Source organism: Aeromonas sp. 602396, assembly GCF_049173735.1.
In the GTDB taxonomy this organism is placed as follows: Bacteria; Pseudomonadota; Gammaproteobacteria; order Enterobacterales; family Aeromonadaceae; genus Aeromonas; species Aeromonas veronii_A.
This window is the reverse complement of record NZ_JAAKSD010000012.1, coordinates 58,106-84,422: the sequence shown is the minus strand read 5'-3', so window position 1 is coordinate 84,422 and position 26,317 is coordinate 58,106. Positions and strand designations below refer to the sequence as shown.

Genomic DNA, 26,317 nt, shown 5'->3' with positions numbered 1-26,317 from the left:
GCCATGTCTGATATCCTGAAGAACGATGTGGACCCGATAGAAACGCTGGAGTGGCTTGCCTCTCTGGAATCCCTGCTGCGTGAAGAGGGTCCGCAACGCGCTCAGTTCATCCTTGAACAGTTGGCCGAGAAAGCCCGCGCAAGCGGTGTGGACGTGGCTGCCAAGGCAAATCGCGATTACATCAACACCATCCCGTCCAGCGATGAGCCGGACTACCCGGGTGACCTGGAGATGGAACGCCGCATTCGCGCCATCATCCGCTGGAACGCCATGATGATCGTGCTGCGCGCCTCCAAGAAAGACCTGGACCTGGGTGGTCACATGTCTTCCTTCGCTTCTTCTGCGACCATCTATGATGTCTGCTTCAACCACTTCTTCCGTGCTCGCAACGAGAAGGATGGTGGCGATCTGGTTTACTTCCAGGGTCACATTTCCCCGGGCATCTATGCTCGCGCCTTTGCTGAGGGTCGTCTGACCGAAGAGCAGCTGGACAACTTCCGTCAGGAAGTGGACGGCAAGGGTCTGCCTTCCTATCCGCACCCGAAACTGATGCCGGACTTCTGGCAGTTCCCGACCGTCTCCATGGGTCTGGGCCCCATCGCCGCCATCTATCAGGCTCGCTTCCTGAAGTACCTGACCGACCGTGGCATCAAGGATTGCTCCGAGCAGACCGTTTACGCCTTCCTGGGTGACGGCGAGATGGACGAGCCGGAAGCCAAAGGTGCCCTGACTGTTGCCGTGCGTGAAAAGCTCGACAACCTGGTGTTCGTGGTTAACTGCAACCTGCAGCGTCTGGATGGTCCGGTTGTCGGTAACGGCAAGGTCATCAACGAGCTGGAAGGCCTGTTCGCTGGCGCCGGTTGGGACGTGACCAAGGTTATCTGGGGTCGCAAGTGGGATGAGCTGCTGAAGAAAGACACTTCCGGCAAGCTGATCCAGCTGATGAACGAGACTGTGGACGGTGACTACCAGACCATGAAGTCCCGCGACGGTGGCTACATCCGCGAGCACTTCTTCAACCGTTATCCGGAAACTGCCGCGCTGGTCAAAGACATGACCGACGAGGAGATCTTCGCTCTGAACCGCGGTGGTCACGATCCTCGCAAACTGTTCGCTGCATTCAACAAGGCGACCCAGACCAAGGGCAAGCCGACCGTTATTCTGGCCAAGACCATCAAGGGTTACGGTATGGGTGAAGCGGCCGAAGGCAAGAACATCGCTCACCAGGTCAAGAAGATGGAGCTGGACTCCGTGCGTCACCTGCGTGACCGCTTCAACCTGCCGGTGGCCGACGAGCAGCTGGCCGATCTGCCGTACCTGAAGATCGAAGAGGGCAGTGAAGAGCACAAGTACCTGCATGCTCGTCGTGCAGCCCTGAAAGGCTATCTGCCGACCCGTCTGCGCGAAAGCACCACCAAGCTGGAAATCCCGGCGCTGGATGCCTTCGGCCCGCTGTTGGGCGAGCAAGCGCGCGAAATCTCCACCACCATGGCGTTCGTGCGTTCCCTGAACGTGATGCTGAAAGACAAGTCCATCGGCAAGCGCATCGTTCCGATCCTCGCTGACGAAGCCCGTACCTTCGGTATGGAAGGTCTGTTCCGCCAGATCGGTATCTACAGCCCGCACGGTCAGCAGTACACCCCGCAAGACCGCGACATCGTCTCCTACTACAAGGAAGACAAGCAGGGTCAGGTTCTGCAAGACGGTATCAACGAGCTGGGCGCCATGTCCTCCTGGCTGGCTGCTGCGACCTCTTACAGCACCAACGATTGCCCGATGATCCCGTTCTACATCTACTACTCCATGTTCGGCTTCCAGCGGATCGGCGACATGGCGTGGGCAGCCGGTGACCAGCAAGCCCGTGGCTTCCTGCTGGGTGCAACCTCCGGTCGTACTACCCTGAACGGCGAAGGTCTGCAGCACGAAGATGGTCACAGCCACATCCTGGCGAACACCATCCCGAACTGCATCTCTTACGACCCGTCCTATGCCTATGAAGTGGCGGTGATCGTACAGGACGGCCTGCGCCGCATGTACGGTGAGAACCCGGAGAACGTGTTCTACTACATCACCACCCTGAACGAGAACTACGCCATGCCGGCCATGCCGGAAGGCGCCGAGGAAGGCATCCGCAAGGGTATCTACAAGCTGGAATCCGTCGCCGGTGCCAAGGCGAAAGTTCAGCTGCTGGGTTGTGGTTCCATCCTGGGGCACGTGCGCAAGGCTGCCCAGATCCTGGCCAGCGAGTACGGCATCGGTTCCGATGTGTTCAGCGTCACCTCCTTCAACGAGCTGGCCCGTGACGGTCAGGACGCGGATCGCTGGAACATGCTGCACCCGACCTCTGAAGCGCGTGTTCCCTACATCGCTCAGGTACTGGGTTCCGAAGCCACCATCGCTGCGACCGACTACATGAAGTCCTTCGCCGATCAGGTTCGCGCCTTCGTTCCGACCGAGAACTACCGCGTGCTGGGTACCGACGGCTACGGCCGTTCCGACAGCCGTGCCAACCTGCGTCGTCACTTCGAAGTGAACGAGTTCTACGTGGTGGTTGCTGCTCTGACCGAACTGGCCAAGCGCGGCGAGGTAGACAAGCAGGTTGTGGCCGACGCCATCGCCAAGTACGGCATCGATGCCGACAAGGTCAACCCGCTGTACGCGTAAGTGGATCAAGGGTCGCGCCGTCATGCGGCGTGACCCTGCCAGGATTTAAAACGGTTAACGCGAGATGTGCGTGGCGGCATCAACCAGTCACGCGGATCGACGCAAGAGGATAAAGCACAATGTCCAAACAGATTATGGTGCCGGATATCGGCGCCGATGAAGTTGAAGTCACCGAGATTATGGTGGCCGTGGGTGACAAGGTCGAGCTGGACCAGTCCATCATCGCGGTAGAAGGCGACAAGGCCTCCATGGAAGTACCGGCCCCGTCTGCCGGTATCGTTAAAGAGATCCTGATCAAGGTAGGCGACAAGGTTGCCACCGGTTCCCAGATCATGATCTTCGAAGCCGAAGGCGCTGCCGCCCCTGCTGAAGTTGCTGCACCGGCTGCCGCTGCTCCGGCCGCCGCACCTGCCGCTGCCGTGCGCAAAGATGTGCACGTACCGGACATCGGTGACGACGAAGTGGACGTGACTGAAATCATGGTTGCCGTGGGCGACATGGTTGAAGCTGACCAGTCCATCATTGCCGTGGAAGGTGACAAGGCCTCCATGGAAGTGCCAGCGCCGTTTGCCGGTCGCGTGGTCGAGATCAAGGTTGCCGCTGGTGCCAAGGTCTCTACCGGTTCTCTGGTGATGGTATTTGAAGTGGCTGGCGCTGCGCCTGCTGCCGTTGCTGCTCCGGCTCAAGCTGCCGCGCCCGTGGCTGCTGCCCCGGTTGCCGCTGCTGCCAAAGAGGTCAACGTACCGGATATCGGTGGCGACGAAGTGGAAGTCACCGAGATCATGGTTGCCGTGGGTGACAAGGTTGAAGCTGACCAGTCCCTGATCGCCGTGGAAGGTGACAAGGCCTCCATGGAAGTGCCTGCGCCGTTCGCCGGTGTGGTCAAAGAGATCAAGGTGAAGGCGGGTGACAAGGTCTCCACCGGTTCCCTGATCATGGTATTCGAAGTGGCTGGCGCAGCTCCTGCTGCCGCGCCGGTTGCTCAAGCTGCCGCTCCGGTCGCCGCTGCCCCTGTTACTGCTGCTCCGGCTCCGGTTGCTCAGGCTGCTGCCGCTGCGACCGATTTCGTTGCCAACGACGCTTATGTACACGCCTCTCCGGCGGTACGCCGTCTGGCGCGCGAGTTCGGCGTCAACCTGGCCAAGGTGAAAGCCTCCGGTCGCAAGGGTCGCATCGTCAAAGAAGACGTGCAAGCCTACGTGAAGGATGCCATCAAGCGTGCCGAGTCCGCTCCTGCCTCTGCTGGCGTAGCCGGTGGCAACGGTCTGGGCGTCCTGCCGTGGCCGAAAGTAGACTTCAGCAAGTTCGGTGATGTGGAAGAGGTCGAGCTGACCCGCATCCAGAAGATCTCCGGTCCGAACCTGCACCGCAACTGGGTCATGATCCCTCATGTCACCCAGTTCGACGAAGCCGATACCACCGAGCTGGAAGCGTTCCGCAAAGAGCAGAATGCGATGCTCGAGAAGCAGAAGGCAGACGTGAAGATCACCCCGCTGGTGTTCATCCTGAAAGCCGCCGCCAAGGCGCTGGAAGCCCACCCGCGCTTCTGCAGCTCCCTGTCCGAAGATGGCAGCAAGCTGATCATGAAGAAGTACATCCACATCGGTGTGGCGGTAGATACCCCCAACGGTCTGGTTGTGCCCGTGGTGCGCGATGTTAACAAGAAGGGCATCATGGAGCTGTCTCGCGATCTGGCCGAGATCTCCAAGAAGGCCCGTGCCGGCAAGCTGACCGCTGCCGACATGCAGGGCGGTTGCTTCACCATCTCCAGCCTGGGTGGCATCGGCGGTACCAGCTTTACCCCGATCGTCAACGCGCCGGAAGTGGCCATCCTCGGTGTTTCCAAGTCCGAGATGAAGCCGAAGTGGAACGGCAAAGAGTTCGCGCCGCGCCTGATGCTGCCGCTGGCTCTGAGCTACGACCACCGGGTGATCGATGGTGCCGATGGGGCTCGCTTCATCACCACCATGAACGGTGTGCTGTCCGACATTCGTCGACTGGTCCTGTAAGTGAGAGGGCGGGCCCAGAGCCTGCCCTTTTTACTTCTCATTTCATTAACATGATCGTAAACTTGCCCCGTTTTTTTCACGGCTGCAGCCACCCGTTTCGGTATAAGACTGCGCTGTCCGGGGATATAAGAACGACAAAGAGGTCATGATGAGTAAAGAAATCAAAACCCAGGTCGTAGTACTGGGTGCTGGCCCTGCCGGTTATTCCGCTGCTTTCCGTGCAGCCGATCTGGGTCTGGATACTATTATCGTCGAGCGTTACTCCACCCTGGGTGGCGTCTGCCTGAACGTGGGCTGCATCCCCTCCAAGGCGCTGCTGCACGTTGCTAAAGTGATTGAAGAAGCCAAAGCGCTGGCCGAGCACGGCATCGTCTTCGGTGCACCGCAGACCGACATCGACAAGATCCGTCTGTGGAAAGAGAAGGTTATCAACCAGCTGACCGGCGGTCTGGCTGGCATGGCCAAGATGCGTAAAGTTCAGGTTGTTAACGGCTTGGGTAAATTTACCGGCCCGAACACGCTCGAAGTGACCGGGGAAGACGGCAAGACTACCGTGACCTTCGACAACGCCATCATCGCGGCCGGTTCCCGTCCGGTGAAGCTGCCGTTCATTCCCCACGATGACCCGCGCGTATGGGACTCTACCGATGCGCTGGAGCTGAAAACCGTTCCTGGCAAACTGCTGGTTATCGGTGGCGGCATCATCGGTCTGGAGATGGGTACCGTTTACTCCTCTCTGGGTTCCGAGATCGACGTGGTGGAATTTGCCGACCAGCTGGTTCCGGCTGCCGACAAAGACATCGTCAAGATCTATACCAAGCGTGTGGCCAAGAAATTCAACATCATGCTGGAGACCAAGGTCACCGCAGTTGAAGCGCGCGAAGACGGCCTGTACGTCTCCTATGAAGGCAAGCACGCCCCGGCCGAGCCGGTTCGTTACGACAACGTGTTGGTTGCCGTAGGCCGTGTGCCGAACGGCAAGATGCTGGATGCCGAGAAGGCAGGCGTTGCCGTGACCGAGCGCGGTTTCATCGAGGTGGACAAGCAGCTGCGTACCAACGTGGCGCACATCCACGCCATCGGTGACATCGTGGGTCAGCCGATGCTGGCACACAAAGGTGTTCACGAAGGTCACGTTGCCGCCGAAGTTATCGCCGGCAAGAAGCACTACTTCGACCCGAAAGTGATCCCGTCCATCGCCTACACCGAGCCAGAGATGGCATGGGTTGGTCTGACCGAGAAGGAAGCCAAGCAACAGGGCCTGAACTTCGAAGTCGCTACCTTCCCGTGGGCTGCTTCCGGTCGCGCCATCGCGTCCGACTGTTCCGACGGTATGACCAAGCTGATCTTCGACAAGGAGAGCGGCCGCGTCATCGGTGGTGCCATCGTGGGTACCAACGGCGGTGAACTGCTGGGTGAAATCGGCCTGGCCATCGAGATGGGTGCTGACGCCGAAGATATCGCGCTGACCATCCACGCTCACCCGACTCTGCACGAGTCCGTGGGTCTGGCTGCCGAAGTGTTCGAAGGCTCCATCACCGACCTGCCGAACGCCAAGGCCAAGAAGAAAAAGTAATCTTCTGCCATCTTCATGAAAAAGCCGCTCATTTGAGCGGCTTTTTGTTTTCGGGGTTTGGCTAAGAGGTTAGCAGCGCCCCTTCTTGGCCTGACCGGGCGGGCAGAAGGTGCCATAACCGCCACCACTGCCGTCACTGACCCGGATCCGGGTATCGTCTACGCTCACGTCGGCGCCGTGTACCCGCACCGGCCCGTTGCTGCAGGCGCTGAGCATTCCTCCCAGCAACACCATCACTATCAGTTTGCCCATAACTCCTCCTCATATTTCCCTGATTATGAGGCATTTCGAGAGCCGCATAACGGCGGTTGAATGGCCGTGCGTCACCGTTTGCCGTGGCTATGACAGAGGGTGCCGCAGCGCCCTCTGGTGAGTCTTCATAAGTGGGATGCAGACTACAGCCGGAAGTTGCCAACCAGCTTGTCCAGCTGACCGGAGAGCTGCTGCAGGCTGCGGCTCGATTCGGTCAGCTGGTGGGCGATATCGGCGGTCTCCATGGTGAGCTGGTTGATATCTTCCACGTTGCGGTTGATCTCGCCGACCACGCTGGACTGCTCCTCGGTGGCGGTGGCGACCTGGATATTCATGTCGTTGATCTGGGTGATGTGCGCGGTGATCTGTCCGAGGGCTGCGTTGGCTTCATCGGCCTGGCTCACTACCTCCAGACTCTGGTTGCGCCCCTGCGCCATGGCGCTGACCGCGCGGGCACTCTGCTCCTGCAAGCGGTTGATCATCCCCTGGATCTCGGCGGTCGAGGCGGCGGAGCGGTTGGCCAGATTGCGCACCTCATCTGCCACCACGGCGAAACCGCGACCCTGTTCACCGGCGCGAGCGGCCTCGATGGCGGCGTTCAATGCCAGCAGGTTGGTCTGCTCCGAGATGCTGCGGATGGTTTCGAGGATACTGCCGATGGAGTCGGTCTGGCTCGCCAGCGACTCGATAACCCCTGCCACCTGCTCAATCTCGCCGGAGAGGTCGACGATGCCGTGGCGCGCCTGCGCCACCACTACCGCACCCGCATCGGCCTGATCGTTGGCCTGTCTGGCTACTTCGGCTGCCAGCGAAGCGTTACCGGCGATCTCGCTCACCGTGGCCCCCATTTCGTGGATAGCGGTGGCCACCTGCACGGTGCGGTCACGCTGGGCAGTACAGTTGTGCTGGGTCAGCTGCGCCTTGTTGGCCACCTCGTTGGCGGTGGCCGCGAGCTGGCGGGAGTTCTCCGCTACCTGCTCGATGGAGCCGTGGATCTTGGCGACGAAGTTGTTGAAGCCGGTGGCGACCTGACTCAGCTCGTCACGTCCTTCCACCTTGAGGCGCTGGGTAAGATCCCCATCGCCGCTGCCCAGCTCCTTGAACAGGCGGGCCAGTTCGTTGAGCGGGCGGCTGACCGAGCCTGCCAGCAGCATCCCCATCAGCCCCATGGCAATGGCAATCACCAGCGAGATCATCAGGATCTCGTTGCGGGTCTGATCCAGCTCGGCATAGATCTCGGCTTCTGGCACCTGGGCCACCAGATACCAGTCGAGCAGCGGGATATAGCTGCTGGCCAGTACCATGGGCTCGCCATTGACTTCGGCGTTGATGACGGCAAAGGGACGTTTGGCCAGCAGGCTGCCGGTATCACCGCTGGCGATGCCGCCCAAGGTATCGCGTTCGATACGGTTGGCCTCGGGGTGCAGCTTCACCTTGCCGCTGCCATCGATCATAAAGACGATGCCGCTCTCTTCCAGCCGGAAGTTGGAAACCATGGTCACCATGGTATCGAGGGATTTGGCAAAGCCGGCCAGCCCGCGCCCGTTGAGCTGCTGGAAGTTGACGAACAGCTTCACCTCGCCGTTGCTCTCGCGGAAGATGCTGAGGGTCATCTCCTTCTGGCTCTTGGTGTAGTCATAGAACCAGGCGTCCTGCGCTGGGGTCAGGTTGCGCAGAAAGCCATCCTGGTTGTAGTAGGCTGCGGTCTGGCGATCGGCGAAGGAGGCGGTCACCAGACCATACTGGTTGGCCACATCCTTGAGCTGGTTGATGAGGATCGGCTCCTGCTCTTTGGGCATGCCCCGATCCACCCAGTCGAGAATGAAGCGGTCGGTGGCCAGTTGGCGGGCGGCCTGGGCGATGCCGTGGAGATCCTGTTCAATCTCCTTGCTGATCCGCTGGGTCAGGTTGGGGAGCTCCTGCTCGAACATCCGGTTTTCGATCAGTTGCTGGGCCGAGCGTTGACTGAAGTAGCCTACCAGCAGGCAGGAGACGACCACGGCCAGGGTGACCGTGGCCAGTATTTTCTGTTTAAGAGTGAGGGTTGCCAGCATAAAGGTGCTCAAAAGGTTGAGATTGACGACGCTCATATTAGCGGCAGCGCGGCGCTACCCATGAGGCTTGCAGCCCTTTATTTGCGGATTACGTTTGCGCTCACAGGGGCGGCGACTCGCCCCTTCGCCATGCAGCACAGGCGGGAGGCGGATTGACGGTTGCGCTAACTGCCGGGCCCCTTATAGTAGAGGCCATCCTTGGTGACTGACCCTCTGAATAATATGGAAAATATGATGCGCAGCTTAGGTGCGGGATGGACCCGTCTGCTTTTGGTGATGCTGGCGGCCTGCCCGCTGCTGGCTGTGGCGGCACAGGGGGAGCGCCCGAAAATTGCGGTGGTGCTCAGCGGCGGCGGTGCCAAGGGATCGGCCCATATCGGCATCCTCAAAGTGCTGGAGCAGAAACGGATTCCGGTCGACATCATAGTCGGCACCAGCATGGGCTCTTATGTGGCGGGGATGTACGCCATGGGGCTCAGTGCCGAGGAGGTGAAGCGCACTACCCTGGCCATCGACTGGAACAAGGGCTATCAGGACAAGGTGGGCCGCGACGAGCTGTCGTTGCGTAAAAAGCAGCAGAACGAGCAGTATCAGCTGCGCACCGATATCGGGGTGAATGGCGACACCACCCAGCTGCCGGACGGTTTTTTCCAGGGCCAATCCATGGCCAGCCTGCTGCGGGGGGCCACCTCCAACCTGCCGGTACAGGAGAGCTTCGACGATCTCCCCATTCCCTACCGCGCCATGGCGACCGACATGGAGACGGTCACCCCCTTTGTGCTGGATCACGGCAGCCTGGCCAAGGCAATGCAGGCCTCCATGTCCATTCCCGGTGCCCTCAAGCCGGTGGAGTGGGAGGGGCACATCCTGGCGGACGGCGGTAGCGTCAACAACATGCCGGTGGATGTCGCCAAGGCAATGGGGGCCGACGTGGTGATCGCGGTGGATATCGGTGCCAAGCTGCGTACCCGTGAATCACTCAAGTCAGGGTTGGCGATGATCGACCAGCTCACCACCTACATGACCCAGGTGGGTACCGACAAGCAGAAGGCGCTGATGGGGCCGAAAGACATACTGATCGCTCCCGAGTTTGGCGATATGGGGATCGCCGACTTTGCCCGCATGCCGGAGGGGATCAAAATGGGTGAGGCGGCGGCGTACAAGGCGTCGCTGCAACTCGATAAGCTGTCGCTCACCAAGGCGCAGTACAACGCCTATCGCAACCAGAAGCTGAGCCGCCGTGCCGAGCGAAGTGGTCAACCCGCCTACTTCATCGACAAGGTGGAGATCATCAACAAGTCGCGCCTCTCCGACGAGACGGTGCACGCCATGCTGAAGGTTCGGCCGGACAAGATCCAGACCAACGAGAGTCTGGAGGCTGGCATTCGCCGCCTCTATGCGCTGGAGTCGTTTGACCGCATCACCTATGAAGTGGAGGAGCGCGATGGGGAGAACGTGCTGGTAGTGGATGCCAGCGAGAAGAACTGGGGGCCTGGTTACCTCAACTTCCAGTTCGGTTTCACCGATGACTTCGAGAATACCTCCAACTACAACGTCGGCATGTCCTACACCCTCACCAACGTCAACGAGTGGGGGGCCGAGTGGTTGACCGAGGCATCACTGGGCACGGCCAAACATATCAAGACCGACTTCTATACACCGCTGGAGCCCTCCCAGACCTTCTATGGCGAGGCGAGCCTGGCCTATGACCAGACCCAGAGAAGCCTCTTTAATCCGGATCCGGACGAACCGATATTTACCTATCTCGATACCGAGTACTCCTTCTTCAGCGCCGATCTGGCGGTCGGCTGGAATCGTCAGCCCTGGAGCCGCCTGTCTATGGGGCTGGAAGGGCAGACGGGCAGTATCGAGATCAAAAACTTCAAAGAGCTGCAAGGGGATGCCACGGCGTGGGGCCCCTATGTCCGCTTTGAACACGACAATCTGGATAGCCGCTATTTCCCCTATCAGGGGGTGAAGTGGGATATGAAACTGGGCCACTCCCACGTCAGTGTGGATGGACTCGAGTCGGCAGATGGCCGCAGTGAAGGCTGGAATTATCAACTCTCCATGATCAAGCCCTGGTCATGGGACAGGCACAGCCTCAACCTGATCCTCGAAGGGGGTGGCTCGGGCAGTGAAGAGGTGGTGCCACTGCATATTCAGGATCTGGGCGGGCTGTTCCGCCTCTCAGGTTTCCAGCGCTACCAGCTGAGCGGTCGCTACAGCCTGTTTGGTGGCCTGCGTTACATCTATCGGGTGGCAGACAATGACTTCGGTGCCCTCAAGATGCCGCTCTATCTGGGCGGATCTCTGGAGCAGGGCGGGGTCTGGAACAAGGGGGAGGATATCAGTCTGGAGAGCTCGTTTACCGCCGGGTCGCTTTATGTCGGGGTGGAGAGCTTCCTCGGCCCTGTGTTCCTCGGCTACGGCATGGCGGAGGGGGGCAATGACGTCTTCTATCTGCAATTGGGTAGTACGTTCGAATAATGCCGAAATGATGCCAATTTGTTAACTCTGATTGATGACGTTCAATTAATTATCAAAAAATACCAGCATGTTTAATTGGTTATGATTTTGTGGTGAATAAGTAAACAGGGTTTGGATTTTAATTAGTCGTTAAAACTTATATAGTGGGGAGCACCCTACGGGGTGTCCCGCAAGGACGATCGCCGCGAGCTTGGGCGAACCCCAAAAAAAGACCAAAGAGGAATTAGTCGTGCTTGAAACATACCGTAAACACGTCGCAGAACGTGCTGCCGAGGGCGTGGTCGCCAAACCTCTGGATGCAGAGCAGGTCGCCGCCCTGGTTGAACTGCTCAAGAACCCGCCCGCTGGCGAAGAAGACTTTCTGAAAGAGCTGTTGTCCTCCCGTATTCCCCCCGGTGTTGATGAAGCGGCCTATGTCAAAGCCGGCTTCCTCACCGCCGTCGCCAAGGGCGAAGCCCACTCTCCCATCCTGACTGCCGCCGAAGCTGTCGAGCTGCTGGGCACCATGCAGGGTGGTTACAACATTCAGCCGCTGATCGACCTGCTGGATCACGCCACCCTGGCGCCGCTGGCCGCCAAGGGGCTCTCCCACACCCTGCTGATGTTTGACTCTTTCCACGACGTGGAAGAGAAGGCCAAGGCGGGCAATGCCCACGCCAAACAGGTGATGCAATCCTGGGCTGATGCCGAGTGGTTCCTCTCCCGCCCGGAGTTGGCCGAGAAGATCACCGTCACCGTGTTCAAGGTGACTGGCGAAACCAACACCGACGACCTCTCGCCGGCACCGGACGCCTGGTCCCGCCCGGACATTCCGCTGCACGCGTTGGCGATGCTGAAAAACGCCCGTCCCGGCATTACTCCGGACAAGGATGGCGCCGTCGGCCCCATCAAGACCATCGATGCCCTGAAAGAGAAAGGCTTCCCGCTGGCTTATGTGGGTGACGTGGTCGGTACCGGTTCTTCCCGTAAATCCGCCACCAACTCGGTGCTCTGGTTCATGGGTGACGACATTCCGTTCGTGCCGAACAAGCGCGCTGGCGGTGTCTGTCTGGGTGGCAAGATTGCCCCGATCTTCTTCAACACCATGGAAGATGCCGGCGCACTGCCTATCGAAGTGGACGTCTCCAAGCTGGAAATGGGCGATGTGATCGACATCTACCCCTATGCCGGCAAGATCTGCAAACACGGCACCGAACAGGTGCTGGCGCAGTTTGAACTGAAAACCGACGTGCTGATCGACGAAGTGCGCGCCGGTGGCCGTATTCCGCTGATCATCGGTCGCGGCCTCACTGACAAGGCCCGCGAAGCGCTGGGTCTGCCGTTCTCCACCGTATTCCGTCGCCCGCAGCCGGTGGCCGATACCGGTAAAGGCTTCACCCTGGCCCAGAAGATGGTGGGCAAGGCGTGCGGCGTGAAGGGCATTCGCCCGGGCACTTACTGCGAGCCCAAGATGACCACGGTCGGCTCTCAGGACACCACGGGCCCGATGACCCGCGACGAGCTGAAAGACCTGGCCTGCCTCGGCTTCTCCGCCGATCTGACCATGCAGTCCTTCTGCCACACCGCAGCTTATCCCAAGCCCATCGACGTACAGACCCACCACACCCTGCCGGACTTCATCATGAACCGCGGCGGTGTGAGCTTGCGTCCGGGGGATGGCGTCATCCACTCCTGGCTGAACCGCATGCTGCTGCCGGATACCGTGGGTACCGGTGGTGACTCCCACACCCGTTTCCCCATCGGTATCTCCTTCCCGGCGGGCTCCGGTCTGGTGGCCTTCGCCGCCGCCACCGGCGTGATGCCGCTGGATATGCCGGAGTCCGTGCTGGTGCGCTTCAAGGGCGAATTGCAACCGGGCATCACCCTGCGTGATCTGGTTCATGCTATTCCCTACGCCGCCATCCAGAAAGGGCTGCTGACCGTCGAGAAAGCGGGCAAGAAGAACATCTTCTCCGGCCGCATCCTCGAGATCGAAGGTCTGCCGACCTTGAAGGTGGAGCAAGCCTTCGAGCTGGCAGATGCCAGCGCCGAGCGCTCCGCTGCCGGTTGCACCATCAAGCTGGATAAAGAGCCGATCATCGAGTATCTGAAGTCCAACATCGTGATGCTGAAATGGATGCTCTCCGAAGGCTACGGCGACGTGCGCACCATCACCCGTCGCATCAAGGGGATGGAAGAGTGGCTGGCCAACCCGACCCTGATGGAAGCGGACAAGGATGCCGAGTACGCCGAAATCATCGAGATCGATCTGGCCACCATCAAGGAGCCGATCCTGTGTGCGCCGAACGATCCGGACGATGCCCGTCTGCTGAGCGACGTGGCTGGCGACAAGATCGACGAGGTGTTCATCGGTTCCTGCATGACCAACATCGGTCACTTCCGCGCCGCCGGCAAACTGCTCGAGAAGTATCAGGGCGAGCTACCGACCCGCATGTGGATCGCGCCGCCCACCAAGATGGACAAGGATCAGCTGACCGAAGAGGGCTACTACGGCATCTTTGGTCGCGTCGGTGCCCGCATCGAGATCCCGGGCTGTTCCCTGTGCATGGGCAACCAGGCGCGGGTAGCGGAAGGAGCCTCTGTGGTTTCCACCTCCACCCGTAACTTCCCGAACCGTCTGGGTAAAGGTGCCAACGTCTACCTGGCCTCTGCGGAGCTGGCCGCCGTTGCCGCCATCCTCGGCAAGATCCCGACCGTGGCGGAGTACCTGCAGTACGCCAAGGCGCTTGATGCCACTGCGGCAGATACTTACCGCTACCTCAACTTCAACGAGATCGCCTCCTACACCAAGAAGGCCGATGCGGTGATCCTGCAGCAAGCCGTTTAACGGAGTTCTTGCGCGATTTGCGCGATAAGAAGCCAATAATGCCGCTTATTTACGCGGCATTATTTATTTGTGTGTTATTCACCGTCTTTTTTGAAGATTGTTTGCACGATCCTTGCTAGAGAGATCCAACCACCTGTTTGGTGGTTCGTTTTATAAACGCTTTGGGTTATGTTGTTCGGTTATGTGCGGTAATGATGAGGCATCGTTATCGAGGGAAAGTGGATATCTGTTCACTGGGTGCTTGCGTTGGCAGGCCTGACGAATTGCGGCGTGGTTCTTTATGTTTCTGTTCAGGATCGATCTCTCCCGAACCGGGTTACGCTTCGGCGGTGCCTTGCTGGTCTTTACCCTGCCGCTGCTGGTGGGAGCTTGGCTCATCCACAGCAATTATGTGCAGGAGCTGAAAGCGGAATCCAGCGCCTCGGCCCACAAGGCCAGAACCCTGATGGAGTCGATGCTGGATCATGCGGAGCAGGCCAACCGCTCCGTGCTGCCTCTGGTGAATGCTCCCTGTCGCGACAACCTGCTGGTGCTGCGCAAGAAGGTCGCCATCGAGCCCTTCCTGCGTTCGGTCAATCTGGTGCGAAACGGCATCATCAATTGCACCTCGCTGTTTGGTGAGGCCAATGATGCCGATGACGGCTCCATTTACACCGGCCGCAAGCTGCTGCTGATGAGTGGCAACCGGGTGCGGCAAAATCACCCGCTGCTGGTAGTGCGCACCGAGCAGGGCAAGGATGCCGCCTTGAGCGCCATCGACAGTACCCAGCTCAGCTTCATGCTCTCCATGAGCGGAAAATCCAGTGCGCTCTATCTGCAGGTGGGGTCTGCCTGGCTCAATGAGTCGGGCCGCTATCTGAGCGAGGCGCCCACCCTCCATCGCGGGATCAGCCAGGCCCTCACCTCATCCCATTATCCTTTCACCATCCATGCCGGTTATGCCATGCCGGTCTACTGGAAGTCGCTGTGGGCCGCGCGGCATGTGGCGCTGTCGTGGCTGGCGGTTTCCTCGCTTTTGCTGGCCTGGCTGGTGTGGTGGGTGCTGGGGCGGCCCGGCTCGCCAACAGATGAGTTGCGACGAGCCCTGCGGGCCAGGGAGTTTGTTCCCTATCTGCAGCCGCTGATTGCCAGCCACGACGGCAAGATGATGGGCGCCGAGGTGCTGATGCGCTGGGAACATGTCAATGAAGGAGTGATCCGGCCCGATCTCTTTATTCCGCAAGCAGAGGAGTCGGGACTGATCGTCCCCATGACCACCCATATCATGAAGCAGGTGGCGACACGGTTGAACCGCTCTCAGGAGCAGTTGCCCGATGGGTTTCATATCAGCTTCAACATCAGCGCCGCCCATTGCCACGATTTTGCCCTGTTGGCCGAGTGCCGCGCCTTTCTCGGTCACTTCCTCCCCGGCAAGGTGGTACTGGTGCTGGAGCTGACCGAGCGGGAGCTGCTGATGTCAGATCCCCAGACCCTCTCCCTGTTCCGCCAGCTGGACGAGATGGGGGTCAAACTCGCCATCGACGACTTTGGTACCGGCCACTCCAGCCTGGCTTACCTGCAGCAGTTTCATGTGGATTACCTCAAGATCGACAAATCCTTTATCGCCCGCATCGGTACCGAGTCGCTCTCGGAGCATATCGTGGACAATGTGATCGATCTGGCGACCCGGCTCGGTCTGGCGCTGGTGGCGGAAGGGGTGGAGAGCGAGCGTCAGGCTGACTACCTCAGGGCCAAAGGGGTCGACTATCTACAGGGATACCTGTTTGCCCGCCCCATGCCGCTGCGCCAGTTCTGCGAGGAGCTGCTGCCGGAAGAAGCACAAACCCGCCAGCCAGATGGGGTGCGAGGCATCCCGAACGCCACCTGATCTATCGGTGACAGACGGGCGGCCACGCTCCCGTCTGGCAGGGTAGGGGAGTGCTCTCCCCCTATCCCCCCTCTAGTGCAGGGGCTTGTTTTCCATGCCTTGTGGCTCACTTTTCGGTAGAATCGGCGCTCATTTTGACGTCAGTAAAAGATGAGGCGCGGTATGACGGTTCAGTTCCAGGCATTTCACAGCATCAAGGCGATCGGTAATCGGGAGGTGCTGTTCAACTGGTCGAGAACCAATCCCCTCGGGGCGCTGGATCAGGTGTGGCGCCCGAAAAACCGCGACGAGCTGCAGGCGCTGCTGCGGGAACACCCCGAGCGCAAGCTGCGTCTTATCGGCTCCGGCCTCTCTTTTGAGCCCATTCACAGCGTCTATACCGAGGGCAGTCAGGCACTGCTGGTGGACTTGCACCACCTGCGCGGCCAGTTGGCGAAAACCGCCGATACCGTGACCTATCAGGCGGGGACGCCGCTCGATACCGTTTATGCCGAGCTGATCGCCATGGAGCGGATGCTGCCCGCATCCCCGGGCGTTATCGGCATCCAGACCCTGGGCGGCGCCCTCAGCACAGGTACCCACGGTCAGGGGCTGCACCAGTCTGCCCTCTGCGATGTGGTGGAGGCGATGACGGTGATGCTGGCCAATGGCGACATCATCCGGGTGGATCGCACCGATCCGCGCTTCGGCGCCTTCGTGATGGGGATGGGGATGCTCGGCATCCTGCTCGACGTCACCCTGCGCACCGTGCCAAATCGCATCATGCGCTGCACCAAGTTCACCACCGACTACCCCTTCCTGCTGGAGCACAACGAACGGCTCAACCGCGAGCACGGCTTTGTGAAGAGCTGGTGGTTTGCCTGGACCGGCGAGAGCCACATCTGGCTGGTGGATCCCGCCTCCGATGACGAGGTGGCCCGCTACCGCGCTGGCGGCAGCGAGCCGCTGCTGCTGGATGGCGATATCGACGCCCGCATGAACGCCACCATTGATGCCACCTTGCAGAAGATGGCGAAAGATACCAAGGATGAGGCGCTGGCCGGTGAGCACTTCGAGACGGTGCGCCGCTTCAAGGATGCCTCCGATCTGGTGGGCAACGTCTACCAGATCCTCTGCAAGGGGATCCCGGCACCTCAGATCAACTGTGAGGTGGCGGTGCCGCTTCATCGGATGAACGAGGCACTGGAGACCCTGCAGGCCTGGCAGCAGGCCAACCCCGGCGTGCTGCACTACCCCTTTATCCTGCGCTGTACCGGCCCCTCTGAGGCCTGGCTCAGCGCCGCTTATGGCCAGCCGGTCTGCTGGATCGGTTTTCTGGTCTATCTGGCGGCGGACGGCACCTTCGTCAACGGCTCCATGGAGCAGATGCGCGAGCTGCAACAACTGCTGGTGCCGCTCGGCGGCATTCCCCACTTCGGCAAACATCTGGCGATGGATCTCTACGACTTCCCGGCCCTGCTGCCGCGCTGGAACGACTTCGTGGCGTTGAAAGCCGAGCTCGACCCCTATGGCCGCTTTGAAAACCGCTGGCTCAGCGACCTGTTTGCCAACCGGTAAGGATCTGACATGACCGATATGCAAGATACCCGTATCCCAGTGACCCTGCTGACCGGCTTTCTCGGTAGCGGCAAGACCACCTTGCTCAATCACTGGGTCAAGCAGCCGGAGCTTGGTGAGTGCGCCGTGCTGATCAACGAGTTCGGCTCGGTGGGGCTGGATCACCATCTGGTGCAACAGGTGGATGAGCAGGTGATGCTGCTCGACTCCGGCTGCATCTGTTGTTCGGTGCAGGGCTCTTTGGTGGAGGCGTTGCAGGGGCTCTTTATGAAGGCCATCCAGCGCAAGATCAAACCGTTCAAGCGGCTGATTATCGAGACCACTGGCCTCGCCGATCCGGCCCCCGTGCTGTTCACGTTGAGGGAAGAGGGCTTTATTGCCCAGCGCTACCGCTTCGATGGCACTGTCACCGTCGTGGATGCCGGCCATATCGAGCAACAGCTGGCGGCTCAATATGAAGCGGTGAAACAGGTGGCGCTGGCGGATCTGCTGGTGGTGAGCAAAGGCGATCTGGTGGATGACGAGCAGCTGGCACGGGTCGAAGCCCAGTTGGCGGCACTCAATCCGGCGGCCCCGATCCAGCAGGTGACCAATGGTGAACTGTCGCCAGCAGTGCTGGAGAAGCTCGGCGTCTACAACGAAGCGGCAGGGCGCGATGTGCGCCAGCTGCTGGCCTGGCTGCGCACCGAATCTCCCAAGCAGGGGCTGGCGTCACCGATGCAGCCGAAGATGCAACCGTTCGCCGCCAAGGTAGGCACTGCTGCACCCACCCACTTCGAGCACGGCAACATCGAGAGTTTCTCCCTGCGTATCGGCGAGCCGCTCAAACCCTCTCGCTTGCTGGCCGCCATCGATGCGGTGCAGGCCCAATATGGCGATGCCCTGCTGCGCCTCAAGGGGATTTTGCAGCTGGAAGGGGAGAGCCAGCCGGTGGTGATCCACGGCGTCCACGGCCAGCTCTATCCGCTGCAGGCGCTGGGCGACTGGCCGGAGGGCAAGGCCCAGTCCCGACTGGTGTTTATCGTGAAAAGTCAGGACAAGGCCGGTATCGAGCAGCTCTTTATGGCGACCCTCAAGGCCCCCGAGCCCACTCTGGAAGAGCGGCTCAAAGCCATGCTGGGTCAGCCCGACAACTGATCTTGCGCGTTGCAGCTCTCCTGCATCAGGTCAGGACGGCGACGGTTGAACAGCACAAACGCCACCGGCACGAAGTAGAACGAGAGCAGGGTCGCCAGCGCTGTGCCACCGGCGATGGCGATGGCAAAGGGGGGCCAGAAGCCGCCGCCCCCCAGCAATAGCGGGATGAAGCCGCCCACCGTGGTGATGGTGGTCGAGACGATGTGGCGGCTGCAACCGGCCACCAGATCGCGGATCTGCGGCAGATTGCCCTGTTGTGCCAGCGGGTCTGCCCTCAGCTCGGCCAGAATGACGATGGCGGCGTTGATGGCCAGCCCCATCAGTCCCAGCAGGGCGATGATCACCGTAAACCCGAAGGGGTACCCCAGTAGCCAGACCCACAGCAGCCCGAGCCCAGCCGACTGGATCGCCACCAGGGTGACGATGCCTGCCAGCCGGAACGAGTTGAAGCTGAGCACCAGCACGGCCACCAGCAGCACGGCGACCAGGCTGACGTGCGCCATCAGATTGCCCACCGATTCATCCCGCTTGGCGGCTTCCCCGCCAAACTCCAGTCGATAGCCCGGCGGCAATGCCAGCGCCTTGGCGGCCAGCCTCTCTTTGACCTGCTCCAGCACGGTTTGCGGCAGTACGCCGACCGCCAGATAGGCCTCCAGCACATTGACCCGCTCACCATCCCGGCGGCTGATCTCCCCCCAGCTTGGCAGCAGCTCGGGAGTGGCCAGCGCCCGCAAGGTGAGATTGGCTGCCCCTTGCTGGCCGGTGCCGGTGAGCGACAGCGGCACATTGAGCAGCGCATCCGGATCCTGACGCAAGGGCTCGGCCAGCCGCACCCGAACCGGGATTGACTCGGTGCCTTCCAGCACAGTGCCGCCCAACCTGCCATCCAGTGCGCCCGCCAGCCGGGAGGCAACATCGGTCAGGCTCATGCCTGCCAGTCGGGCTGCCTCCTCATCGACCTGCAACCAGAGTTTGGGTGCCCCTGCCTGCAAGGTGGCGCGGGTCTGCACCACGGCCGGGGTATTGGCGAGCAGACTGCGCAGCTCCTCTCCCAGACGGTGTAGTTGTTCAAGGTCGGGGCCAAACAGCCGCAGCTCGACCGGGGCATTGAAAGGTGGCCCCTGTTCCAGCTTGCGCACCAGGATCTGCGCTTCGGGAAATGTTGCATCGAGCCGCTGCTGCAGTTGTGGAATGAGCCGCTCGGCAGCATCGGCATCCTGCAGAGTGATCATCCCCTGGGCGTAATCGGCCCGCCCCTGTTTTCTGGGCACCAGGTTGTAGTAGAAGCTGGGGGCGTTGTCGCCCACCACCCAATCCTGACGAATCAGCTCGGGGAGACTGGCCAGCTCGGCGGAGATCCCCAGAGCCAGCTCGCGGGTGCGCGCCAGGCTCGCCTGTGGGGAGAGGCCGGCCTCGATGTGGATCATGTCCCGGTCGGCAGGGGGAAAGAACTGTTCGGTGAGGCGGCCCGCCACCCAGAAACCGAGCAGGGGCAGCAGACTGACCAGCAGCAGGGTACGCCAGGGGTGAGCCAGCGCCATGGCGATGCTCTGCTGGAAACGGGCGCTCACCCGGGGCAGGTGCAAGCCATCCTGATACCAGCGCCCCCCCTGGTCACTGCCAATCCAGCGGGCTGCGAGGCCAGCCACTAGGGTGTGGGCGATGAGGTAGGATCCCAGCAGCGAACAGATCACCGCCCAGGCGATGCCGCCGACAAACTCGCCCGCCGGGCCCGGCATCAGAATGATCGGCATAAAGGCGAGCATGGTGGTGAGGGTGGAGCCCAGCAGTGGCAGCCAGAGGTGGCCGATGGCTTCCAGTGCGGCGGCACTCATGGCCATGCCGTGGCGGCGCTGATACTGCACCCGATCCGCCATGACGATGGCGTTGTCCACCATGATCCCGAGCGCCACCACCAGACCGGTGACCGACATCTGGTGAATGGGCAGATTGATCAGGTTCATGCAGGCGAAAGAGAACGCCACGGTAAGCGGCAGCGACAGGGCCACGATAATGGCGGCCTTGACTCCCAAGGTCACCAGCAGCACTGCCACTATGATGAGGAAGCCCTGCACAATGTTGAGCAGCAGGGTATCGAGCCGCTGATCGGTATAACGCTGCTGATCGAAGCTGGTGACGAGGCCGATATTATCCGGCAAGTCCTGTTGCAGCTTGGCCAGCATTGTATCGACCCGTGCCGACCAGAGGTCGATGCGGTGATCCTGTGCCATCCGCAGGCCGACCACCACGGCCCGTTCACCATTGGCAAAGGCCAGCTGACTCTCCGGCTGGTGCAGGGTACGTCTTACCTCGGCCAGATCGCCAAGGCGCAGGGTCTGGCCCTGCTCGCCGGTACGCAGCGGGATCTGGCGGATCCGCTCCAGGGTATCGAGGGCGCCGCGGATCTCCACCTGAAAGCGATTGTGGCTGCCCTGCAACTCTCCGGCGGTTACTTTGGCATCGGCACCGCTCAGCGCCTGGGCAAGCTGTTCGCCACTCATGCCGCTGGCACTGAGGGCGAGGGGATCGAACCGCACCTCGATCTCCTCCTGTGGTGTCCCGACCCGCTCGACGTATTCGGTGCCCGGCAGCTGGCGAGCCCGGCGTTCCAGCTCGGCGCTGTAGCGGGCGAGGCGATCCAGCTGCGGCTGGCCCGGCCCGCGCCAGACCACATTGACCAGCCGGGTGAAGGGGTAGCCCTTCTCGTCATCCAGCTTGGGGGCAGTGGCGCCTGCTGGCAGTCCGGCGGCCAGATCTGCCAGCCGGTCACGAACTCTGGACCAGACAGGCTCGACATCGCTGACCTCATCCTTGAGCTCCAGATTGATGATGGAGAGACCGGGGCGAGAGCTCGACTCGATCAGCTTGATCTCGCTCTGGGCCCGCAGCCGGTTCTCGATGGGCTCGCTCACCAGCGCTTCCACCCGTTCGGCGCTGGCCCCGGGGAAGTGGGTAACCACGCTGGCAAAACGGCTGGTGAGCTGGGGATCTTCGGTTCTGGGCAGGGTCTGCAATGCCGCAAGGGCGGCCGTCAGCAGCAGTGCGACCGTCAACAGCAGCAGGCGGCCATTCTCGATAAACGGGCGGATCATGACTGTGGCTCCGGATGCGCCACCTGATGATCCACGCTGGTGGTCAGGGTGACCTGCTGGCCCGGCACCAGTTTATGCAGGCCATCGGTCACCAGCTGTTCCTGTCCGTTCAGGGCACCACTGATCCAGGCTCGTTCGCCATCTTGCTGCAGCAGGGTGACGTCCCGACTGACTACTCGGGGTGGCGTTTCGTCGTTGAGCAGATAGAGGGTCCAGCTGCCGCGCAATCCCTGGGTCAGCGCGGTGAGCGGCACCTCGTAAGCACGGGTGGGCTCGCGGGTCTGATGCAACAGGGTGATCAGTTGCCCCTCTGCCAGTTGTTCGCCGCCCCGGGTCAGCTGGAAGCGGGCGGTGCGGGTGTGGGTCTGCCCGTCCACTTGTACCCCCAGATTAAGCAGGCGCCCCTCCAGTGATTGCACACCGCTTTGCAGGGGGTAGCGTTGGCCGACGATCAGGGTCTCGGCCTGTTTCACCGGCACGCCGATATCGGCCTCCCACTGGCCGCTGCGGGTCAGGGAGAAGAGAGGCTGGCCTGCGGCCACCACGGCCCCCAATGCCTGCTCGCGGCTGACCACAATCCCGTTGAAGGGGGCGCGCAGCTGTGATTTCTCCTGTTTGACCCGGTTGGCTTCGAGGGCGGCGGCCAGCTGGTTGGCGCTTGCCTCCAGCATGCGGACTTTGCCTTGCTGTTCATCCAGCGCCTGACGGGAGCTGAACTGCTGCTGGCGCAGGGCGGTGAGTCGATCGAGCGTCTGCCGGGCAAGGGTCAGCTCGGCCTCGTTCTGGGCGGCCCGGGCGGCCAGCTCTTTGGCTTCCACTGCCAGCAGCCGGGTGTCCAGTGTGGCGAGCAGTTCGCCGGCCTCGACCGGCTCTCCGCGTCCCTTGTGCAGAGTGGCGATCCGCCCTGCCAGCTCGAAGCCTATCTGGCTGTGCTCGGGGGCGATCACCCGGCCATTGAAGCGGTGCAGCACCGGGTAGTGATCGCTGGCTTGCAGCGGCTGGGCGATCACCCGGGTCAGGGCGGGTGTTTCTTCTGACTCAGTGACCGGGCTGCAGCCACTCAGTAACAGCGCCAGCAGGATTAAGCAAAGTGTCATGACATCATCCTCTGGTTGACATAACATCAAATCACACCGGTGAGTCTAGTTTTTCGAAACTAGACTGTCCAGTTTGATTGTGGAGGAAAAATGAACATTTCACCCCGTAGTCAGCAGAAGCGGGCTGCGATCCTCGATGCTGCCGGGCGGCTCTTCTGTCAGCACGGTCTGCATCTGGTCAGCATGGACATGGTGGCCAGTGAAGCGGGCGTCTCCAAGCAGACGGTCTACAGCCATTTTGCCAACAAGGAGTCGCTGTTTGCCGAAGCGGTGGGCAGCAAGTGCGTCAGCAGCGAGCTGATGCCGGAGGTGTTGCTGCGTGGCAACAATGTGCGGGAGAGCCTGATTGCCTTTGGTCGCAGCTTTCGCAAGTTGATCCTGAGCGATGATGCCATCAATATCTTTCGCACCTGCATCAGCTGCAACGATGCCCAGCTGGCCACCCTTTTTTTCGAAGCGGGCCCGCTCTATGTGACCGAGATGCTGTCCAACTGGCTGGAGCAGCAGAAGCAGCAAGGCCTGCTTTGCCATCAAGACAGTGAACAGGCCGCCATGCAGCTGTTGCTGATGTGGCAGGGCAAGGAGCGAATGCTCCGTGAGCTGGGTCTGCCGTTGACCCAGAGCGCTGCCGAGCAGGATGCCTGGACCCTGAGTTGTGTCGATCTCTTCCTGACCGCCGCCGCTCCCCCGCAAAAATAATGGAGGTGGCAATGAGCCACACAGTGACAGATGCCCAGCGCAAGTGGCTGCCCCTGCTGGCGGCGGTCGGTTTCTTTATGCAGGCGCTGGATGGCACCATTCTCAACACCGCCCTGCCCAGCATGGCCGAGACCTTGGGAGAGAGCCCGCTGCAGATGCAGTCGGTGATCATTGCCTACATGTTGACGGTGGCGTTGCTGATCCCGGCTTCCGGCTGGCTGGCTGACAGGTTCGGCACCCGCCGCATCTATCTGGCTGCCATCTCGCTCTTTACCCTCGGCTCGCTCGCCTGCGCCGCCTCCAATTCCCTCTCCATGCTGGTGGCCGCCCGTGTGCTTCAGGGGATTGGCGGTGCGCTGCTGATGCCGGTGGGACGGTTGGCGGTGCTGCGGGTCTATGACAAGCACGAGCTGCTGCGGGTGATGTCGTTTGTCACCATCCCGGGGCTGCTCGGCCCGTTGATGGGGCCGGCGCTCGGTGGCTGGCTGGTGGAAGTGGCGAGCTGGCACTGGGTGTTTCTCATCAACCTGCCGGTGGGGCTGCTCGGCTTTATCGCCAGCTGGCACTTTATGCCGGAGCTGCGGCAGCAGACCGCCCGGTTCGACTGGCAGGGCTTTGTGATGTTCAGCGTCGGCATGGTGCTGGTGTCGGTCGGCTTGCAGGGGCTGGGGGAGCACAGCATCTCCACCGGTTGGGCGCTGTTTGCACTGATCTTCGGCTTGGCGGCGATGGCGAGCTACTGGCTCTATGCCGCTAATGCACCGCAGCCGCTCTTTAGCCTGAACCTGTTCAAGACCGCCACCTTTGCCATCGGCATCTGGGGCAACCTGTTTGCCCGCCTCGGCAGCGGCGCCATGCCCTTCCTCACTCCGCTGTTTCTGCAACTGGGGCTCGGTTTCTCGCCGAGCAAGGCGGGGATGACCATGATCCCTACGGTTATTGGCGCCATGCTGACCAAGACGCTGGTGAACAAGCTTATTCCGAAGGTGGGCTATCGCCGCATTCTGATCGGCAACACCCTGTTGCTGGGGGCGATGATCGCCAGCTTCTACTTTATCGACAACCAGCTCCCTTACGGGGTCTTGCTGGGCTGGCTGGCGATCTTCGGCGCCATCAACTCGCTGCAGTTCTCCGCCATGAACACTCTCACGCTGCAAGATCTCAGCCCGACCCTGGCCAGCAGTGGCAACGGTCTGCTCTCGGTGGTGATGCAGCTCTCCATGAGTTTGGGTGTGGCGATTGCCGCCAGCCTGCTCGGGCTCTTCTCGGCGGGTACCTCAGCGGCCAACGGCCAGTGGCTGGCCGGGTTCCATCTTACCTACCTCTGTGTCGGCCTGCTCTCCATGCTGGCGGCGCTGATCTTCGCCCAGCTGGCGCGCGATGGGGCTACGCCATCGGGGCGGGCAGATAGCTGACTTGGCAGGGGAGCTGCGCCAGCACTTCGGCCAGATGCTCGGTCGCCAGCAGAAAGGTCTGCTCCGGGTGGCCCGGAGTCCAGGTGAAGGCGGTGTGGTTGAGCAGTTGCGGATCCACCAGTAGCGGAATATCGGCACGGGGCAGGAAGGGGCAAACCGCCCCCGGCAGGCAGCCGATCTCCGCCTGCATCTCTTCGGCGGTGCAGATGGAGGGCTTGGCACCGAGTGCGGCCTTGACCGCCTTGTTGTCGAGCCGTCCGTCCCTGTGGGTCAGCAGCAGGGCGAAGCGGCCATCCTTGAACTTGAGAAACAGGGTCTTGCTGAACTCCGCCTGCCAGCCGAGGCGGGCCTTGACCTTTTCATCGGTGGCGTAGTCGAGGATGGGTTCATGCTCATAGCGCTGGTGGGGCAGTTCTGCCAGCAGTTGGCAGTTGAAATGGTGAATGGTATCGAGTGGCATGGGGTTCTCCTGTAGTGGGCGCTATCCTGCCAGCCTCGCAGGGTCAGGCCCAATGACACTTTCTTATCCGTGATAAGCAACCCTGTCTGTGCAAACAACAAGGGCGCCGTGAGGCGCCCTTGCGGATCAGTGATGCTGCAATTCGCACGCTTCCCAGTGAAAGGGAATGGGGCACAGCTGCTGGGAGGCCTTGTCATAGGCTTGCCACAGCTCGCCCATGGTGCGGCCATCGACGGGGTGGCGCAGTTTGGGGGCCAGCTCGGCCAGTGGCCAGAGCACGAAGGCGTTGGTGAGCACTTCACCGCGCGGCAGCACCAGCGGGGTGTCGCAGACCAGATCGCCATAGAGCAGTAGGTCGAGATCCAGGGTGCGCGGGGCGAACTTCTTGGCATCCGGCTCACGGCCGTGGGCGAACTCCATGGCCCGCAGTCGCTGGCAGACGGTGGTCAGCGGCAGATCGGTCTCGGCAGCCGCCACCAGGTTGTAGAAGGGGCGGCCGTTGAAGCCGACCGCCTCACTCTCGAATACCCGGGAGACCCGCAGCTCACCAAATTCGGCGTGCAGGGCATCGAGCCCGGCACGGATATGGCGCTCCCGCTCGATGTTGGAGCCCAGGCTGATATAGATGGTGGTCATCAGTTGCTGCTCGCGGCCGGCGTGCGATGGCGCAGGATCTCGACGCCGACCCCGGCGGCATTGGGCACGGCGCCCGGCTTGGTGAGGGTCACCTTGACCCACTGCACCCGCGCGTCGGTCAGAACCAGCATGGCGACCTGCTCGGCCATGGTCTCGACCAGCTCGACCACCTTGCCGCTGACATGTTCGCAAATCTTGTTGGAGAGGTCGGCATAATCCAGTGCCAGATTAATGTCGTCGGTTGCTGCCGCGGGGCGGTTGTCGAACCCCATCTCGAGGTCAAAACGGAGCTTTTGGCGAATGCCCTTCTCCCACTCATATACACCTATGGTGGTCAAAACTTCGAGTCCGCGAATAAACACCTTGTCCATGACTGTACTTCTTCTTTACTCTTGATGGGCTGTGATGACAGCGCAGGGATGCTGGCCGGGCAACAGGCTTGCCGAGGCGCTCTGGGTGGGCATGGGCCCATGCCAGCGTATGTG

At 61.2% G+C, this 26,317-nt stretch carries 17 protein-coding genes; 10 read left to right on the top strand and 7 right to left on the bottom strand.

Features of this window, described 5'->3' with window-relative positions:
• The first annotated feature begins 3 nt into the window (after nt 1-3).
• The 3 genes from aceE to lpdA all read left to right on the top strand — a co-directional run bounded on the left by aceE (nt 4) and on the right by lpdA (nt 6,249).
• On the top strand, nt 4-2,664 hold the full coding sequence (aceE, locus tag G5229_RS14695) for a pyruvate dehydrogenase (acetyl-transferring), homodimeric type (RefSeq protein WP_421209448.1): 2,661 nt from the start codon (nt 4-6) through the stop codon (nt 2,662-2,664).
• Nucleotides 2,665-2,783: 119 nt separating this feature from the next.
• A complete protein-coding gene (gene aceF / locus G5229_RS14690) occupies nt 2,784-4,673 on the top strand; it encodes a pyruvate dehydrogenase complex dihydrolipoyllysine-residue acetyltransferase (protein WP_335812138.1) in 1,890 nt (629 codons plus the stop codon).
• A 148-nt stretch (nt 4,674-4,821) separates the two neighbouring features.
• Nucleotides 4,822-6,249 carry a dihydrolipoyl dehydrogenase gene (gene lpdA / locus G5229_RS14685; protein WP_005341659.1) on the top strand — a complete coding sequence of 476 codons (1,428 nt, stop codon included), beginning with the start codon at nt 4,822-4,824 and terminating at the stop codon, nt 6,247-6,249.
• A 69-nt stretch (nt 6,250-6,318) separates the two neighbouring features.
• Here lpdA and G5229_RS14680 read toward each other — a convergent pair whose 3' ends face one another.
• Both G5229_RS14680 and G5229_RS14675 read right to left on the bottom strand, forming a co-directional pair.
• A complete protein-coding gene (locus tag G5229_RS14680; protein ID WP_421209446.1) occupies nt 6,319-6,501 on the bottom strand; it encodes a hypothetical protein in 183 nt (60 codons plus the stop codon).
• 143 nt (nt 6,502-6,644) lie between these two features.
• Nucleotides 6,645-8,555, bottom strand: coding sequence for a methyl-accepting chemotaxis protein (locus G5229_RS14675; protein ID WP_421209444.1), 1,911 nt, complete (start codon nt 8,553-8,555; stop codon nt 6,645-6,647).
• 234 nt (nt 8,556-8,789) lie between these two features.
• Here G5229_RS14675 and G5229_RS14670 point away from each other — a divergent pair, with 234 nt between their 5' ends.
• The 5 genes from G5229_RS14670 (at nt 8,790) to G5229_RS14650 (ending at nt 18,433) form a co-directional block, all read left to right on the top strand.
• A complete protein-coding gene (locus G5229_RS14670; RefSeq protein WP_421209483.1) occupies nt 8,790-11,045 on the top strand; it encodes a patatin-like phospholipase family protein in 2,256 nt (751 codons plus the stop codon).
• A gap of 229 nt (nt 11,046-11,274) precedes the next feature.
• Complete coding sequence (gene acnB / locus G5229_RS14665; protein ID WP_139433417.1) at nt 11,275-13,872, top strand: bifunctional aconitate hydratase 2/2-methylisocitrate dehydratase; 2,598 nt, start codon at nt 11,275-11,277, stop codon at nt 13,870-13,872.
• A 280-nt stretch (nt 13,873-14,152) separates the two neighbouring features.
• Nucleotides 14,153-15,739 (top strand): EAL domain-containing protein, encoded by a 1,587-nt coding sequence (locus G5229_RS14660; RefSeq protein WP_005355079.1) that lies wholly within the window; start codon nt 14,153-14,155, stop codon nt 15,737-15,739.
• 162 nt (nt 15,740-15,901) lie between these two features.
• The gene (locus G5229_RS14655; protein WP_421209441.1) at nt 15,902-17,296 is read left to right on the top strand and encodes a D-arabinono-1,4-lactone oxidase; all 1,395 of its coding nucleotides are present in this window, start codon (nt 15,902-15,904) and stop codon (nt 17,294-17,296) included.
• Between the two features lie 9 nt (nt 17,297-17,305).
• Entirely contained in the window at nt 17,306-18,433 is a 1,128-nt protein-coding gene (locus tag G5229_RS14650) for a CobW family GTP-binding protein (protein WP_258721559.1), read from the top strand.
• Here the strand turns inward: G5229_RS14650 and G5229_RS14645 are convergent.
• The gene (locus G5229_RS14645) at nt 18,418-21,525 is read right to left on the bottom strand and encodes an efflux RND transporter permease subunit (protein WP_421209439.1); all 3,108 of its coding nucleotides are present in this window, start codon (nt 21,523-21,525) and stop codon (nt 18,418-18,420) included. The two genes, G5229_RS14650 and G5229_RS14645, sit on opposite strands and share 16 nt — an antisense overlap.
• Nucleotides 21,522-22,622, bottom strand: coding sequence for an efflux RND transporter periplasmic adaptor subunit (locus G5229_RS14640; protein WP_421209437.1), 1,101 nt, complete (start codon nt 22,620-22,622; stop codon nt 21,522-21,524). Before G5229_RS14640 ends, G5229_RS14645 begins: the two co-directional genes overlap by 4 nt.
• A 90-nt stretch (nt 22,623-22,712) precedes the next feature.
• On the opposite strand from G5229_RS14640, the gene G5229_RS14635 reads away from it, so the two are divergent.
• A complete protein-coding gene (locus G5229_RS14635; RefSeq protein WP_158113360.1) occupies nt 22,713-23,321 on the top strand; it encodes a TetR/AcrR family transcriptional regulator in 609 nt (202 codons plus the stop codon).
• A gap of 11 nt (nt 23,322-23,332) precedes the next feature.
• Nucleotides 23,333-24,736, top strand: coding sequence for a multidrug transporter subunit MdtD (gene mdtD, locus G5229_RS14630; protein ID WP_158113361.1), 1,404 nt, complete (start codon nt 23,333-23,335; stop codon nt 24,734-24,736).
• Here mdtD and G5229_RS14625 read toward each other — a convergent pair.
• From G5229_RS14625 to folB, 3 genes are all read right to left on the bottom strand, one after another.
• Nucleotides 24,708-25,196, bottom strand: coding sequence for a YbaK/EbsC family protein (locus G5229_RS14625; protein WP_158113362.1), 489 nt, complete (start codon nt 25,194-25,196; stop codon nt 24,708-24,710). The genes mdtD and G5229_RS14625 overlap by 29 nt on opposite strands.
• Nucleotides 25,197-25,322: 126 nt before the next feature.
• Nucleotides 25,323-25,832, bottom strand: a complete 510-nt coding sequence (gene folK, locus G5229_RS14620; RefSeq protein ID WP_107684303.1) for a 2-amino-4-hydroxy-6-hydroxymethyldihydropteridine diphosphokinase — start codon at nt 25,830-25,832, stop codon at nt 25,323-25,325.
• Nucleotides 25,832-26,203, bottom strand: a complete 372-nt coding sequence (gene folB, locus G5229_RS14615; RefSeq protein ID WP_270905374.1) for a dihydroneopterin aldolase — start codon at nt 26,201-26,203, stop codon at nt 25,832-25,834. Before folB ends, folK begins: the two co-directional genes overlap by 1 nt.
• Nucleotides 26,204-26,317: the final 114 nt, after the last annotated feature.